The sequence below is a fragment of the Rhizobium sp. 2YAF20 genome (assembly GCF_052114685.1).
In the GTDB taxonomy this organism is placed as follows: Bacteria; Pseudomonadota; Alphaproteobacteria; order Rhizobiales; family Rhizobiaceae; genus Rhizobium.
Genome location: NZ_JBFRFF010000005.1, coordinates 209,128 through 224,959 on the forward strand (window position 1 = coordinate 209,128; position 15,832 = coordinate 224,959).

The following is a 15,832-nucleotide window of genomic DNA, read 5'->3' on the forward strand; positions in this document are numbered from 1 at the left end:
ACGGCAGACCTGATGAACCGGCTGGCGCTTGTGCGAGAGATGAATGGCCTCGTCCCTGCCGCCGGGGTCGAAACTCTTGTTCACGGCATTGCCGCAGTCTGCGATCCGTTCGGCTCGCTCTACCTGCCTGATACCGGTATTCTCGTGGTTTCCGATCTGCATTTGGAAAAAGGCGCGGCATTCGCCCGGCGCGGCATGATGCTGCCGCCCTACGACACGCTGGCGACGCTGACAGTGCTTGCGGCCGTCGTTGCGCGCTACGACCCGAAGCTGGTTATCTCGCTCGGCGACAATTTTCACGACCGCGTCGGCTCTGCGCATCTGCCGGATGCCTTTCGCACGCTCATCGTCACGATGGCGCGCGGCCGGGAATGGATCTGGATCAACGGCAACCATGATCCTGATGGTATCGTCGATCTTCCGGGCCGCTCGGCCGACGAAATAACCTATAACGGGCTGACCTTTCGCCACGAGCCGCGCAGCGGGCCGCAGGCAGGCGAGATCGCCGGACATCTTCACCCCTCGGCGACCGTCCGCCGCCGAGAGAAATCCATCCGCCGCCCATGCTTTGCCACCGATGGCACCCGGCTGCTGATGCCCGCCTTCGGCCTCATGAGTGGCGGCCTCGACCTCAAGCACAGGGCGATGGCCGGCCTCTTCGACCGGAGCACCCTCGTCGCCCACCTGCTCGGTCGCGATCGCATCTATTCCGTGCGGTATGGCAGTCTGAGCGCTTAAGCCGCCGCTACCGGCTCATAGCGCAAGATCACCGCGCCGGTCTTCAACGTCTTGGCTTCGAGCAGCTTCAACGGCACCTGCTTTGCTGCCGGCTTGAAATGCGGGTTGCCGCCGCCGAGAATGACCGGCGCGATGCAAAGACGGTACTCGTCGATCAATCCTGCCTTGGCAAGTATGTCTGCGAGGTCGGCGCTGCCGAAGATGAAGATCGTCCTGCCCGGCTGCTCCTTGAGCGCCTTCAATTCCGAAACGGCATCGCTGACGACGCGCGTGTTGTTCCAGTCGGCCTGCTTCATCGACCTACTAGCGACGATCTTCGAAATGCCGTTCATGTAGGCGGCGATCTCGGGCGTCTCGGTTGCCGTCGGCCAGTAGGCCGCCATGCCTTCATAGGTCTTGCGGCCGAAGACGAGCATGTCGCCCTCTTTTCCAAGTTCTGTCGCATAGTGTTCCAGCTCATCTCCCCAGGCGAGCATGTGGAAATCGATCTCCCACGGCTGTGCCCCTTCGAAATAGCCATCGAGAGTCATCAGGTTCCAGACAATAAGCTTTCTCATTTGCACTCCCTCCATTTGATCCCATATTCACACCGATAAAACTGGTTGTAAAATGCAAGTAGTTGAAAGTCAGCCAGACTGATGGCAAAATGCAACCAGTTTTTGGAGACCATGATGAACGACATTCACCGATCCGGTTGCCCGATCAATCTGACGCTGGAAGTGCTGGGAGATCGCTGGAGCCTGATTGTCATTCGCGACATCATGTTTGGAAATCAGCGGCATTTTCGCGAGCTTCTTCAAAATTCGAAGGAGGGCATTGCTTCCAACATCCTGGCCGACCGTCTCAAGCGCCTGGTCGAACGCGGGCTGCTGACGCGTACAAGCGACGCTTCGCACAAACAGAAGGCGATCTACAGCCTGACAGAAATGGCGATCGAGCTTGTTCCGCTCTTTGCCCATATGGGCGCCTGGGGTCGCAAGTATCTTGAGGCATCGCAAGATCTGAGCATCCGCGCGCAGCTGCTGGAGGAGGGCGGCCAGACGCTCTGGGACGATTTCATGGACGAATTGCGCGAAAAGCATCTCGGCAAGATCCTGCCGCCTGGCACGCCGTCGGTCCTGGGCCGGCTGACGGAGGCCTATCTTCAGGTCGTCGAGCCCAAGAAGAGCGCGTGAGGAAGAAGAGATGATCAGCTCTTGCGGAAGACGTAGCTTGCGGTCCAGCCGGTAAAGACGGCGAGCAACACGGAGAAGATGCCGTATTCGATCGGCCGTTCGTGCGCGGCATCGGTGATCGTCTGCTCGATGCCGGTCTTGATGACCCGCAGCGGCAGGGATTTCTCCGTTACGAACTTGCCGCTCTTGAACAGATAGGCGCGCACGGTGTGAACGCCGTTCGGCACGTCGGCCGGCAGTCGCAGCGATGCCTTGAACAGGCTGGAGCTGACGAAGCGCACGCCGCTCGGATCGCGCTCGTAGAGCCCGTTCGCTTCCTGTAGCCGTCGAAAGGCCTGGCGAAACTCGGTTAGATTGGCCGCGTTGCCGACGGAACCGATCGGGGTCAGGGGGATATGGTCCATGCCGATGCCGCGATCGTTGAGCTCGAGCGGGGCGGTGATGTTATCGATCGCCCGTGTGCTTGACACCGAATAGGCTTCCGGCACGCGCTCGAAGGTCATCGAGCGGGTGTTCACCCATATCCCGAAGACACGCTCCTTGCGACGCACGGTCGCATTCTCGCGTGGGCCCTCCAGCACCACGACGATGTCGTATTGGCCGATCGCCAGCAGCAGCTCGTCCGTGTTGGACAGGGCGCCGAAGATTGTCAGGTCCGCTCCGGCAAAATCGGAGGCGATGGCGATTTCACTCGTCGACGTGCCGATTTCCATCGTTTCGCGAGATGCGGTCTCGGGCTGGTCGAGCAGGACCTGCGCCTCTGCCACAAGGGGCGTCAGCATGAGGCCGGCGAAAAGGAGGAGGGCTGGGAGCTTCACCGGCCGACACCCTCCATGACGATCGAATACACATCCGTCGGCGTGACCACAAGCGCCACGGCAAGGCGCAGCCCGACGGCCAGCACCAGCAGGCCCAGCAGTGCGCGCAGCTGTTCGCCGCGCAGCTTTTGCCCGACCCTCACGCCATATTGCGCGCCGATCACGCCTGCGACCATCAGCACGAAGGCAAGTACGATATCGACGGAATAGTTGGTCGCGGCCTGCACAATCGTCGTATAGGCCGTGACGAAAATGACCTGGAACAGTGATGTTCCGACCACGACATTGGTCGGGATCCTCAGCAGGTAGATCATTGCCGGCACCAGGATGAAACCGCCACCGATACCCATCGGCGTCAATACGCCGACGAGGAAGCCAAGCCCAAGCACCGGGATGACGCTGAGATAGAGCTTCGATTTCTTGAAGCGCATCTTCAAGGGCAGGCCTTGCACCCAATTGTGGTGGCTTGGCCTGTTGGCGGAAAGCGGGGTCTTTCGCGCAACACGGCGCAGCGCAATCACGCTCTCCCACAGCATCAGCGTTCCGACTGTGCCAAGCAGCACGACATAGAGCAGCGAGATGATGAGGTCGACCTGGCCGACGCGGCGCAGAAGCACGAATATCCAAAGACCAAGCGTGGCGCCGGCAAGGCCCCCGGCAAGCAATATCGAACCGAGCTTCAGGTCGAGCGAACCGCGCCGGAAATGCGAGATGGCTCCTGATACGGAGGAGGCAACGACCTGGTTGGAGCCGGTTGCGACCGCGACGATCGGAGGGATGTTGTAGAAGATCAGCAGCGGGGTGATCAGGAAGCCGCCGCCCACGCCGAACATGCCCGAGAGGAAGCCGACGGCCGCGCCCATGCCGAGAATAATCAGGATGTTTACCGACAGTTCGGCTATCGGCAGGTAAATCGTCACAGCTGGCCCCAGTTATGCGCGTTTGCGATCCGGCCGGATTGCTTGTCAGGCCGGCTTGGCGCTTTGAATAGTTCCCCTTGTCGCCCGGCACCATAAAGCCAAATCATTGCCAGAGCCTTTAGGAGACTTCGGCCTGCCGCCGGCCAAGTCAATTGCGTCGTTGGATTATTCGCCGTTTTTGCCGACCTGTGATGCATAGGCCACTCGCAAGGCGGATATAGGGCTCACCAATCAGAAAAAGGCCCGGCGGGATATCTCCGCGCCGGGCCTTGCCTGGAATTGGAGTATCGGCCCTCAGCCCTGCTTGTTGCGCGCCAGCAACTGCTTGACGACCTGGTCGCTAACCTTGCCGTCCGGCTCGAGACCGACCGACTTCTGGAAACTCTTGAGGGCAGTCACTGTCTTTGCACCCATGCTGCCGTCGGGTGGGCCTGCGTCGAAGCCGTTATTGTTGAGTATGGCCTGGATGTTGCGGATCGCCTTCTTCATGTCGATCGAGCCGGTATGAACGCTCTTGCCGCCCCATTCGTCGGGAATGTCAACGCTGTTGGCCTTTGGATCGAGCGGCTGCGGCTTCCAGAGGTCGACCTGGGTGCGGGCGGTGGCGAGCTGGTCCGGCTTCATCGATTTTGCGACGTCGTCGCGCTTCTGCGCCGCGTCCTTGTCGCCGCTCTTAGCCGCAATTGCGAACCATTTGTAGGATTCGCCGAGATCCTGCTTCACGCCGTTACCGCGGGCATAAAGAATGGCCAGGTTGAACTGGCTGTCCGAGACCCCGAAGTCGGCAGCCTTGATGAACCAGTTCGCTGCTGTCGGATAATCCTGCGGACCGACGGCGCCGGAGGCAAAAAGGACCGCCAGATTGTGCATGGCGCTGGCATTGCCCTGGTCGGAAGCCTGCTGGTAGTACTGCTTGGCCTTTGTAAGGTCGCGGTCGACCCCGTTGCCCTTCTCATACATGCTCGCAAGACGATATTGCGCCGGTGCGAGCCCCTTGTCGGCTGCCATCTGGTACCAGCTTGCCGCCTGCTTCAGGTCGGTCGGCACGCCGTGCCCATCGGTGAACATCGCGCCGATCTGGAAAAGCGCCAGCGCATCGCCCTTGCGCGCTGCGTCGGCAAGCGAAGGCGGCTGAATCGTATCGGGAACCGCAATCCCCCGTGCCTGAGGCGGCGCCGGCGTTTCCGGCGCAACCGTCGTGCCGCTTGTGGCGGCAACGTCGGTCTGGGCAAGGGCTGGGGCATCCGAAGACGAGCCCGGTGTTGCGACGGGCGTCAGTTTTCCGGCCGTAGAAGCGTCGCTGGAAGGCGCTGCCGCCGCCAACAGCTCGCTGCCGGTCGTCGGTGTAGCTGCAGGCGCCGATAACGGCTCGGTTGCCGCATCTGCTGGCGCCGGTTCCTTGGCTTCAGCGGCTACGACAGGCGTCGATTTTTGCTCGGTCGAAGGCACGACGGAGGGCTGATTGTCGGTAGTCGGGCTGCTCATCGACACGTCGGCCGGTGGCGGTGCCTTCTGGCCGTGGGTCAGGGTGTGGACCAGCGGATAGGCCATAATCGCCAGAAGGGCTGCGCCGACGGCAAGCAGGATCGGCCGGCGGAAGCGCGAAAAGGTGCTGGCGCCCGTTTTTCCGTGATCTCGAGGAGCCGACGGAACCCGCTGGGTCTGGTCGACCTCAAGCGCCGCAGCCTGGGCAGCGCGGCGGGCGGCGGCGATATAGTCGGCGCGTTCGTTGTCGCTCTGAGGCTTCGGAGTGCCGCTGCGAGCTGCCGTCTGGCTAGCCCGGACACGTTCGAGGATCTTCTTGATATCGGGTGCGCCGGAGCCTGGCTCCAGCGGTTGGTTGTCTTCCTCGTGCGGCATGACGTCGACGGGATCGATCGACGGCGCAGGATCGATGACGGACCGGCCGACCGGCACTGGGGCCTCGACCTTGCGCGTCTGGCGGAAGCGCTTGCCCAGGCTTGCAAACAGGCTGGTCTTGCCGACTTCCTTGCTGACGGTTGCCTTGATCTCTGCCTTTGCCGCCGCGTCAAGCGGCTCGCCGGTGATCTCCGGTTCGTCAGCTCGTGGTGCCTCGACGAGGGGGGACGTGCGGATCACAGGTGCGGGCTTGGCCTGTGCCGTCGCACTACGTGGCGCCGGCGCATCGGCATATTCGAGCGGTTCGACCTTGTATTCGGCTGCCGGCATGCGCGGTGCGGGCCCGCGCACCTCCATGTGGTCCAGCCTGTTGGCGATCTGTACCAGCGTATCGTGCAGCGCTTCGAAAGTCCGATGAGTGCGCTCGTCACTGCTGCGGCTGATGTCTTCCAGATGGCGCAGGTCGCTTGCAAGCGCCGTCAATGCCGAGAGTTCGCCTTCGCCTGCGGTACCGCTCATCGCGCCGTTGCGCGAATAGGCCTGCACCACGGCTTCGGCGGCCTGACGGGCAGCCTCGATGACATATTCGTCATTGGTCGTCATATAGTCCTCGATCGCGCTCATGCGGCGATCGAATTCGACCGGAAAGGTGTCGATACCGCCGCGAGGCTCGCTCATCAACAATGACAGATGGGAAATCTGGTCTTCGAGATTGCGCATCGCCTGCGTGTCGGTCGGCGGAGCCGCCGTGCTTTCCTGAAGCCTGGCGGCAATGTCGGCCAGCCGGCCCTCTATACGCTTCATCGCACCGTCATCGATTGTCGGCGCGGCGACAGATGCCGGCGGATGGAAGTCGATCTCGTCGATCCGACGGGCAAGATATTCCAGCCGCTCCGCCAGGACATCGTTGACCGAGCCTTGGTCGAGCGCGTCGATCTTGCGGGAGATATCGGAGAGATAGCCGGTCAGCTCGGGTTGCGGTGTTGCAACCTTCTGCGACCGCTCCATAAGGAGAGAAAGCTGCTCGAGGCGCTCCTCCAGCTTGGCGGCGGCCTCGGCGTGTGACATTTCCTCGATGCGCTGGGTCAACGCCTCGATCCGGCTTGCAAGATCTTCCGTCGGCTGCTGGCGGCGCTGTGCCTCGCTGCTCATGAGGTCGATCTGCTCGGCAAGGCCGCTAAGCCGCCCTTCCAGACGTTGTGCCAGCATGGGGTCGGCAGTGCCTGCTGCTGTGCGGCCGTTTGCAACGATAGCGCGGCTGATCTCGTCCAGTCGCGTGTCGAGCGATGAAAACTGTTCGATCATAGCCCGGTCATGCGGCTGGATCAGATCGCTGAACTGCTCCATCGCGGTGGCGATCGCGATCAGCTTTCCTTCGAGCGCTTGCACGACTGGGCTTTCGCCCATGCCGCCGAGTTGGCGCTTCATGTCGTCGAGACGGTAGGCCAGCGAGACGAGTTCTTCCTGCAGGTCCGTGGTATCGATCGCGTGCAGCCGTTCCTCGAGGCCATCCCAGCGACTTTCCATGCCGCGCACGGTCTGCTCGCGGGCAAGCCCATCCATCAGCGACCGCAGTTCCTCGAACTCCACTTTGAGATCAGACGTCCCCGGTCGCGCGGTGTGGGCGCCGAGCTGGTTAATGCTGTCGGCCAGGCGCGCCATATCCTCGCGAACGTCTTCCGCGAAGTTGCGATCTTCGGCATTCGTCTTGATGTTGCGGATCTCTGCCCGCACAGCGCTCATTTCGTGGGCGACGCCCTCGGCAATGTCCTGCTTCAGGTCATGTCGAAGGCTGATCAGCGCTTGAGCAATCTCGGTCATGGCATCGCTTGTCGGAGCAGGGGCGCGATAAGCCGGCATAGCTGCCGACGCGTCGCTCGACCTCGCAAGAGGCGACCTTTCCTGTGTGGCGCCTTCCTCGCGACGCGCATAGCCACGCTCGCGGCTGGCCTCGAGGGCGCGCTGGCGCTGGCGGATTTCCGCAAGGGGATCGGGGCGGGCGTCCGGTTGCGAACGTGCGGGATCCAACGGCTGCTCGTGGCGGCTTCTGTCGATTGGAGCGCGCTCCGGTATCGTGGTTCGCTCCGGTAGAGGTGGCAGTGTGGAGGATATCGGCCGCTGGCGCGGGTCCCGCGCGCTGGCCGATGATCCCATCAGCCCTTCGATCCGGGCCTCCAGGCCCTCGATCGTCCGGCTCAAGGCATCCAGGGAGCTCCTGTCGCTTGTGGGAGGAATTGATCGCGATCCGCTCATCTTCTGCTCGCTTCGACGTTTGAACCCGTGCGGGCCTTTTCCAGTCTCGCTCCGACTGCTCTGCCGCCACCAAGGCCGGAACCGTCGCGAACAACTCGAAAGCCTGAGTTTATTAGACTTCCATCGAGCTTCATGACCATAGTTGCGTTGCCCTAAACGTGGCACTTGGCCTTGGCAACGCGGATCACCACCGCTCATCCCGCACAATTCACGAAACGTGGTAAACAAGCGGTTAATTTCCGGAAATATTTTTTAACCTTTTGTTCTGTATTGCGGCGGAGAAATCCAAATTATCAATGGCGGCCAATGGGCTAGCAAAAGCCGGACGCCGCGATTTTGCTCGGCTGGCGAAAAATCGTAGATTTGGGGAGCTGGACTTGCGCTGCCTGGGCGCAAAGATGGCGATAGTTTGGAGAGGGGGAAGGAAAGGTGGACATCAGAGCATTGTTTTCCAGGGCTGCTGGCCATGCCGCTGGTTTTCGCGAGACGGTAGACGAACGCCCGCAGCGACCTTCTCGCGATTACGCCGGATCGCTGTCGGCTTTCGAGGAAGACTTGCCCCTTCACGGGGCGAGAATGGAGCAGGTTCTCGATGAGCTGGTGGCGAAGGCGGAACCGGGATTGCATATGACCACAAGCCCTCGCTTCTTCGCCTGGGTCATGGGCGGCTCGCATCCGATGGGCGTTGCTGCAGACATGTTGACGTCGGCCTGGGGCCAGAATGCTGGCAATCACGCCGCAGCACCTTCGGCGGCGGCTGTGGAAGCTGTGGCCGCCCGATGGTTGCTCGAACTCCTGCATTTGCCGCCGGAAAGTTCGGTTGGTTTCGTCACCGGCGCGACGGTCGCCAATTTTACTTGCCTCGCGGCCGCACGCGGGGCGGTCCTGCGCGAGAAAGGCTGGGACGCAGACGCGCGGGGCCTCTTCGGCGCGCCTCCGATCTCGGTCCTGATCGGAGACGATGCCCATACGACGGTGTTTTCCGCCTTGCAGTTCCTCGGCTTCGGACATGATCGTGTCGTACGGGTCGAGACCGATCGAGCGGGACGAATCTCACGTGATGGGTTTGCGCGCGCTTTGGCATCCGCTGAAGCGCCGATGATCGTCATATTGCAGGCAGGTCAGATCAACACCGGCGCATGCGATGACTTTGCGACCCTCGTCCCCTTGGCAAAACGATCAGGGGCGTGGGTTCATGTCGATGGGGCCTTCGGCCTGTGGGCGCAGGCCTCGCCGCGCATGGGCCGGCAAACGGCGGGGGTTGAGCTTGCCGACAGCTGGGCGACCGACGGCCATAAATGGCTCCAGACCCCCTATGATAGCGGCTATGCGATCGTCCGCGATGAAGTGGCACATCGCCGGGCGATGACGATCGTTGCCAGCTATTTACCTCCAGTTTCGCAGGGCGAGCGCGATCCTTCCCACTATGTTCCGGAGCTCTCGCGGCGCGCGAGAGGTTTTGCGACTTGGGCGATGCTTAAGCATCTGGGACAAGACGGCGTAATCGCCCTTGTCGACCAGGCCTGCTCTGCTGCCACCCTGATCGCGGAGAGACTTGTCCGCGAGCCGGGCATCGCAGTCTTGAACGAGGTCGCGCTTAATCAGGTCATTATCCGTTTCGGCGCCGGTACTGAAAAATCGGTGGCGGATGCGCTAACGCAGCAGACGATCCGCGCCTTGCAGGAGGAAGGCGCACTCTTTGCTGGCGGCGCGATCTGGCGTGGCGACCAGATCATGCGGCTCTCGGTCAGCAATTTCCAGACCGACCCAGGCCAGGCAGAACGCGCGGCGCTGGCAATCATCGAGACCTATCGGACCGTTTGTTCACGCCACGCCATGTAAAAGAGGGCCGCGCGGCGCCGGTCGCCAAGTCCGCCGCGCGCGCAACGCAGACCCAATTTTATCCACATCATGCAATATTGACGTTTACGCGCACGTCAATATTTTATATAACTCCGCTCCGAGCCGGATCGAGTTATCCGGTCGCCCGCGTTTTGGAGGAATTTGAACGATGGCAGTCTATAAGGCACCGGTGAATGACACGCTCTTCGTCCTCAACGATGTGCTCGGCCTCGAGCGTTACAACAATCTTCCCGGTTTTGCGGACGCGACACCCGATATGATCGAGGCGATCCTCGGCGAGGCGGCCAAGCTTGCCGAAGAGATCCTCCTGCCGCTCAATTATTCCGGAGATCAGGAAGGCTGCGTGCGCCACGCCGATGCCTCGGTAACGACCCCGAAGGGATTCAAGGACGGCTATAGAGCCTATCGCGATGGCGGCTGGATTGGTCTTGCGGTGCCCGAGCAATTTGGCGGGCAGGGACTGCCCTATACACTGCACGTCGCCGTCGGCGAATATACATCGGCGGCCAACATGTCGCTGATGATGTATTCGGGCCTGACCCAGGGCGCGATTGCCGCGATCATCGTCCACGGCTCCGGGGAGCAGAAGGCGACTTACCTGCCCAGGATGGTCGAAGGGACGTGGTCTGGCACGATGAACCTGACCGAGCCGCATTGCGGCACCGACCTCGGCCTGCTGCGCACCAAGGCGATTGCGCAGGCGGATGGCAGCTACAGGCTCTCCGGGCAGAAGATCTTCATCTCCGCTGGCGAGCATGATCTGACCGATAATATCATCCATCTGGTGCTTGCACGGATTGAGGGTGCGCCGGAAGGAACCAAGGGCCTCTCGCTGTTCATCGTTCCGAAGTTCCTCATCAAGGAAGACGGGTCGCTGGGCGCGCGCAATGGCGTTACCTGTGGCGCGATCGAGCACAAGATGGGCATCCACGCCAATGCTACCTGTGTGCTGAACTACGATGACGCCACGGGCTTTCTGATCGGTGCGGAGAACCGTGGGCTCAATGCCATGTTCGTGATGATGAACGAGGCCCGCCTCAGTGTCGGGCTTCAGGGCATAGCAGTCGCCGAGATTTCCTATCAAAACGCCGCCGCTTATGCCCGCGATCGCCTCCAGGGTCGCTCGCTCACCGGCGCCAAGGCCCCGGATAAGAAGGCCGATCCGATCATCGTTCATCCCGACATCCGCCGTACGCTGATGACCATCCGTTCTTTCAACGAGGCCGGTCGCGCCTTCATGCTCTGGACCGCGCTGAAATCCGATATCGCGCACCGGGCTGCAGACGAGCGCGAGCGGCAAACCGCCGACGACATCCTCGGCCTGGTAACGCCGATCCTGAAGGGCGTCATGTCCGACAAGGGCTTTGAACACGCCGTTATGGCCCAGCAGGTCTTCGGCGGCCACGGCTACATCGAAGAGCATGGCATGAGCCAGTACGTCCGCGATGCCCGCATCACCATGATCTACGAAGGCGCAAACGGCATTCAGGCGCTCGATCTCGTCGGACGCAAGCTGGGGCTGAACGGCGGTCGCGCTGTCATGGCACTTTTCAAGGAGATCGGCGATTTCTGCGAGGAAAACCGCGCCGACGAGACCTTGGGCTTTTTCACCAAACACCTGAAAAAAGGCTTGAACGATGCCCAGGCCTCGACCATGTGGTTCATGCAGAACGCCATGGCAAAACCCGACAATGCCGGTGCCGGCTCGACCGATTACATGCACCTGTTGGGCCTCGTCGTCCTCGGCTATATGTGGGCCAGGATGGCAAAAGCGGCAAAGGATGGACTTGCGGCCGGAGACGGGGCCCGCAAAGATTTCCTCAGGAATAAGCTTGTCACGGCAAAGTTCTATATGGAGCGCATCATGCCGGAAACGGCGCTGCGCAAGACGAGGATCGAGGTTGGCGCTGATGCGATGATGGAACTGGCCGCGGACGCGTTTTAGTTGGAGCTCCCTCCTCTTTGTGGGGAGGGGTCTTTCTTCAAGACAGACCAAAACCCCACCCCGTCGCTGCGCCGACCCTCCCCAAGGGAGGGTGTATTCCGCGAATGCCGCGCTCGTCAGCGTGACAGCAGCGCTGAAAGTAATGAAACGTCCTACAGGGCGGTGAGAATTGAGCGGTGCGACACCGCCGACAGGGAGACCAGACTATGACCGAGGTTTTCATTTACGACCATGTGCGCACGCCGCGCGGCCGAGGCAAGAAGGATGGGTCGCTGCATGAAGTGCCGTCCGTGCGTCTGGCCGCCAAGACCCTTGAGGCGATCCGCGACCGCAACGGGCTCGACACGGCAACGGTCGACGACATCATCCTGGGCTGCGTCGACCCGGTGATGGATGCCGGCGCGGTCATCCCGAAGGCCGCCGCCTTTGAGGCCGGCTATTCGACCCGTGCGCCGGGCATTCAGATCTCCCGCTTCTGCGCCTCCGGTCTCGATGCCGTCAATTTTGGCGCTGCCAAGATCGCGCAAGGGGCGGACGACATCGTCATCGCCGGCGGCGTCGAGAGCATGTCTCGAGTCGGTCTCGGCATGTCCGGCGGTGCCTGGTTCATGGACCCTTCGGTGAATTTCCCGGCCTATTTCATGCCGCAGGGTGTGTCGGCCGATCTCATCGCCACAAAATACGGCTTCTCGCGCACCGATGTCGATGCCTATGCCGTCGAGAGTCAGAAGCGCGCGGCCCATGCCTGGGCAAGCGGCTGGTTCGACAAATCGGTGATCCCTGTCAAGGATCAAAATGGCCTGACGATTCTCGCCAAGGACGAGCACATGCGACCTGGCACCGACATGCAGGCGCTCGGCGCGCTCAATCCGTCCTTCCAGATGCCAGGCGAGATGGGCGGCTTCGAAGCCGTCGGTATCCAGGCGCACCCGGAAATCGAGCGCATCACCTATGTCCACCACGCCGGCAATTCCTCCGGTATCGTCGATGGCGCGGCGGTAGTGCTGCTCGGCTCAAAGGCTGGCGGCCAAAGCATGGGCCTGAAGCCGCGCGGCCGCATCCGCGCCTTTGCCAATATCGGTTCCGATCCGGCGCTCATGCTGACGGGCCCGGTCGACGTCACCGAAAAGCTGCTCGCCCGAACCGGCATGTCGCTTGCCGATATCGACCTGTTCGAGCTCAACGAAGCCTTCGCTGCCGTCGTGCTGCGCTATATGCAGGCCTTCGATATTCCGCACGACAGGATCAACGTCAATGGCGGCGCCATCGCCATGGGCCATCCGCTGGGTGCCACCGGCGCGATGATCCTCGGCACGGTGCTCGACGAGCTGGAACGGCGCGATCTCAATACTGCGCTGGTAACGCTCTGCATCGGCGCCGGCATGGGTACGGCGACGGTGATAGAGAGGGTTTAAGCTCACCGCTTTCTGCCGACGCCGTGCTCACCTTTGTCATCCTGGGGCTTTTCCCGAGGATCTACAGGCCAGGCGGATGGTCGGGACAAGAGGACTGGGCCCGCCACCAAGGCAAGTTACAGATTTCACGGGAGAGGAATTCCCAAGATGACCACCTACAATAATTTCACCATCGAGACCGACGCCGACAATATCGCCCTCGTCACCTGGGACATGCCCGGCAAATCGATGAACGTCTTCACGCCAGACGTGATGGACGAGCTCGATGCCATCATCGACGCAACGGTCGCAGACGCGAGCGTCAAGGGCGTCGTCATCACCTCGGGGAAGACCTCCTTTTCCGGTGGCGCCGATCTGTCGATGATCAAGTCGATGTTCACCTTCTACAACGACGAGAAAGCCCGGGATCCGGCGACCGCTGCGCAGAAGCTGTTTGACCTCGTCGGCCGCATGACCGGGCTGTTCCGCAAGCTTGAGACATGCGGCAAGCCGTGGGTTTCGGCCATCAACGGCACTTGCATGGGCGGCGCGCTCGAAATGTCGCTTGCTTGCCACGGCCGGGTCGCATCCAATGCGAAAAGCGTCAAGATCGCGCTGCCGGAAGTCAAGGTCGGCATCTTCCCCGGTGCGGGCGGCACGCAGCGCGTGTCGCGGCTTGCCAATGCGCAGGACGCCTTGCAGATGATGACAACCGGCTCCTCGCTGTCGCCGGCACGAGCCAAGGCCATGAACCTCGTCCACCAGGTGGTGGAGCCTGATCAGTTGATCCCGGCGGCCAAGCAGATGATCAAGGACGGCCTAAAGCCGGTTGCTCCATGGGACGAAAAGGGCTTCAAGGCTCCAGGCGGCGGCATCTGGACCCCTGCCTCGGCCCAGCTCTGGCCGGCGGCGCCCGCCATTCTGCGCCGCGAAACTGCCGGCAATTATCCAGGCGCCCTGGCGATCCTCAAATGCGTCTATGAAGGGCTGCAGGTGCCGTTCGATACCGCGCTAAAGATCGAACAGCGCTATTTCACCGAGGTGCTGCAGACCACCGAAGCCTTCTCGATGATCCGCTCGCTGTTCATCTCGATGCAGGAGCTTGGCAAGGGCGCTCGCCGGCCGAAGGGCCAGCCGAAGTCGGAGCTGAAACATGTCGGCGTCGTCGGGGCCGGATTCATGGGCGCCTCGATCGCCTATGTCACCGCGGCGGCAGGCATCAAGGTCACCCTGATCGACCGCGACATGGATGCCGCGACAAAGGGAAAGGCTCATTCGGAAAGCTTGGTGAAGGAATCAATTGGTAAGGGTAGACTAACTCAAGATGAAGCGACGGCGCTGCTTGCCAATATCACTCCGTCTGCGGCTTACAATGATCTCGCGGACGCCGATCTGGTCATCGAGGCGGTGTTCGAAGACCGGGATGTCAAAAAGGCGGTGATCGAGGCAGTTGAGGCAGTCCTTCCCGAAGGCGCGATTTTCGCGTCGAATACCTCGACCCTTCCGATTACGGGTCTCGCGGAAAATTCCCGGCGCCGCGAAAATTTCATCGGCATCCACTTCTTCTCTCCCGTCGAAAAGATGATGCTGACCGAAGTCATCCTCGGCAAGGAAACCGGCGACAGGGCAATTGCAGTTGCTCTCGATTTCGTTGCCGCCGTCAAGAAGACGCCGATCGTCGTCAACGACGTCAGGGGTTTTTATGTCAATCGCTGTGTCTTCCGCTATATCCACGAAGCCTATGACATGCTGATCGAGGGCGTGCCGCCTGTCATGATCGAGAACGCCGCCAAGATGGCCGGCATGCCAGTCGGCCCGCTGTCGCTGAACGACGAGGTTGCCATCGACCTCAGCCAGAAGATCCTGAAGGCAACGGTGGCCGATCTCGGCGCTGATGCCGTCGATCCGAGGCATCTGGCGCTGATCAACAAGATGGTCGACGACCTCGATCGCCGCGGCCGCAAGAACGGCAAGGGATTTTACGACTATCCGGCGAAACCGGCCAAGAAGGCGCTTTGGCCAGGCCTGAAGGAATTCCACCCGCAGAAGCGGCCAGACGAGGTCGACGTCAAGGTACTGAAGCAGCGGCTTCTGGTGACGATCGCGCTCGAAGCCGCGCGCACGATGGAAGAGGGGATCGTGACAGATCCGCGCGAAGCCGACGTCGGCTCCATCCTCGGCTTCGGCTTTGCTCCTTATACCGGCGGCACGCTCTCCTATATCGACGGCATGGGCGTCAACGCCTTTGTTGCGCTGTGCGAAACGTTAGCAAAATCTTACGGAGCGCACTTCCTGCCGACGCCGCTGCTGAAGGACATGGCAGCCAAGAGCGAGACGTTTTACATGAGGTTCGATCCTTATGGTGGGAGGAAGGCGGCTTGAGCCCTTCTCACCCAGACAGATGCCCGAGGATATTCACCACCTTCCCCAGCGGATCACGCACGTAAAACCGGCGCACGCCCCAGGGCTCATCGGTGAGCGGATAGAGAATGGTGAAACCTGCCGCCCTTGCGGCGGCATGGACGTCGTCGACATTGTCGACCTCGATCGAAATATCAGGCACCTGGCTGCCCGAGCCGCCTTCGTGGGCGATGCTGAGCTGAGGCTTCATGCTGGTCTCGGCGCCAAAGGTGATGATCCAGCCATGGTCCATCACAACATCGAGGCCTAGCAGCGTCCCGTAGAAAGTGCGGGCCGCTTCGGGTTCGTCGGTCTTCAGATTGGCTACAATTCTAAGCACTGTCACGTTCTTATCCTCCCATTCGCCGGAACTTGAAGTGCGAGTTGACCGCCGGCGTGAAGAAAGCAGAAGGCGCTGTCGGCTTCTAGCCGCGCCTTGCGTCCTATGGTCGGGTTCAAACCAAGA

At 61.4% G+C, this 15,832-nt stretch carries 11 protein-coding genes; 6 read left to right on the forward strand and 5 right to left on the reverse strand.

Features of this window, described 5'->3' with window-relative positions:
* The first annotated feature begins 12 nt into the window (after positions 1-12).
* Positions 13-738: a ligase-associated DNA damage response endonuclease PdeM gene (gene pdeM / locus AB4Z52_RS10245; protein WP_442217866.1), complete on the forward strand. Its 726-nt coding sequence runs from the start codon at positions 13-15 to the stop codon at positions 736-738.
* On the opposite strand, the gene AB4Z52_RS10250 is transcribed toward pdeM, so the two are convergent.
* On the reverse strand, positions 735-1,295 hold the full coding sequence (locus tag AB4Z52_RS10250) for a dihydrofolate reductase family protein (RefSeq protein WP_442217795.1): 561 nt from the start codon (positions 1,293-1,295) through the stop codon (positions 735-737). The two genes, pdeM and AB4Z52_RS10250, sit on opposite strands and share 4 nt — an antisense overlap.
* Before the next feature lie 114 nt (positions 1,296-1,409).
* On the opposite strand from AB4Z52_RS10250, the gene AB4Z52_RS10255 reads away from it, so the two are divergent.
* Positions 1,410-1,913, forward strand: a complete 504-nt coding sequence (locus AB4Z52_RS10255; protein ID WP_442217796.1) for a winged helix-turn-helix transcriptional regulator — start codon at positions 1,410-1,412, stop codon at positions 1,911-1,913.
* Between the two features lie 14 nt (positions 1,914-1,927).
* On the opposite strand, the gene AB4Z52_RS10260 is transcribed toward AB4Z52_RS10255, so the two are convergent.
* The 3 genes from AB4Z52_RS10260 to AB4Z52_RS10270 all read right to left on the reverse strand — a co-directional run bounded on the left by AB4Z52_RS10260 (position 1,928) and on the right by AB4Z52_RS10270 (position 7,764).
* Entirely contained in the window at positions 1,928-2,695 is a 768-nt protein-coding gene (locus tag AB4Z52_RS10260) for a TIGR02186 family protein (RefSeq protein ID WP_442217867.1), read from the reverse strand.
* A 32-nt stretch (positions 2,696-2,727) separates the two neighbouring features.
* Positions 2,728-3,651, reverse strand: a complete 924-nt coding sequence (locus AB4Z52_RS10265; RefSeq protein WP_442217797.1) for a sulfite exporter TauE/SafE family protein — start codon at positions 3,649-3,651, stop codon at positions 2,728-2,730.
* A 294-nt stretch (positions 3,652-3,945) separates the two neighbouring features.
* Positions 3,946-7,764: a peptidoglycan-binding protein gene (locus AB4Z52_RS10270; RefSeq protein WP_442217798.1), complete on the reverse strand. Its 3,819-nt coding sequence runs from the start codon at positions 7,762-7,764 to the stop codon at positions 3,946-3,948.
* Between the two features lie 429 nt (positions 7,765-8,193).
* Between AB4Z52_RS10270 and AB4Z52_RS10275 the strand changes: the two genes are divergently transcribed.
* From AB4Z52_RS10275 to AB4Z52_RS10290, 4 genes are all read left to right on the forward strand, one after another.
* Positions 8,194-9,606: a pyridoxal phosphate-dependent decarboxylase family protein gene (locus tag AB4Z52_RS10275; RefSeq protein ID WP_442217799.1), complete on the forward strand. Its 1,413-nt coding sequence runs from the start codon at positions 8,194-8,196 to the stop codon at positions 9,604-9,606.
* Positions 9,607-9,775: 169 nt separating this feature from the next.
* Complete coding sequence (locus AB4Z52_RS10280) at positions 9,776-11,572, forward strand: acyl-CoA dehydrogenase C-terminal domain-containing protein (RefSeq protein ID WP_442217800.1); 1,797 nt, start codon at positions 9,776-9,778, stop codon at positions 11,570-11,572.
* Positions 11,573-11,778: 206 nt separating this feature from the next.
* On the forward strand, positions 11,779-12,987 hold the full coding sequence (locus AB4Z52_RS10285) for an acetyl-CoA C-acetyltransferase (protein ID WP_442217801.1): 1,209 nt from the start codon (positions 11,779-11,781) through the stop codon (positions 12,985-12,987).
* Between the two features lie 147 nt (positions 12,988-13,134).
* Entirely contained in the window at positions 13,135-15,348 is a 2,214-nt protein-coding gene (locus tag AB4Z52_RS10290) for an FAD-dependent oxidoreductase (RefSeq protein ID WP_442217802.1), read from the forward strand.
* 7 nt (positions 15,349-15,355) lie between these two features.
* On the opposite strand, the gene AB4Z52_RS10295 is transcribed toward AB4Z52_RS10290, so the two are convergent.
* Positions 15,356-15,712 (reverse strand): VOC family protein, encoded by a 357-nt coding sequence (locus tag AB4Z52_RS10295; RefSeq protein ID WP_442217803.1) that lies wholly within the window; start codon positions 15,710-15,712, stop codon positions 15,356-15,358.
* Positions 15,713-15,832: the final 120 nt, after the last annotated feature.